The sequence below is a fragment of the Paraburkholderia sp. RL17-373-BIF-A genome, from assembly GCF_046030175.1.
Taxonomy (GTDB): Bacteria; Pseudomonadota; Gammaproteobacteria; order Burkholderiales; family Burkholderiaceae; genus Paraburkholderia.
Genome location: NZ_JARESO010000583.1, coordinates 1 through 212 on the forward strand (window position 1 = coordinate 1; position 212 = coordinate 212).

1 pseudogene is annotated in these 212 nt (G+C 59.9%); it reads left to right on the forward strand.

Annotated elements, in window-relative coordinates:
• Positions 1-212 (forward strand): annotated as a pseudogene (locus P0D80_RS51845) (NADP oxidoreductase coenzyme); the annotation flags it as partial.

The window sequence follows — 212 nt, forward strand, 5'->3', positions numbered from 1 at the left end:
GGAACATCGCGAAGTCGCGAAGCAGATCCCAACGTGGCAGGGCAAGACAATCATCGATACGACCAATGCTTACGGTGTTCCCGTTGCAGACCTGGAAGGTCAGCCGTCGGCCGCGGTTGTCGCCAAAGCGTTTACCGGCGCCAGGTTCGTAAAGGGCTTTAACCATCTGCCCGCTGCCGCTCTGGCCGCTGATCCAAGCGTGAATGGCGGGA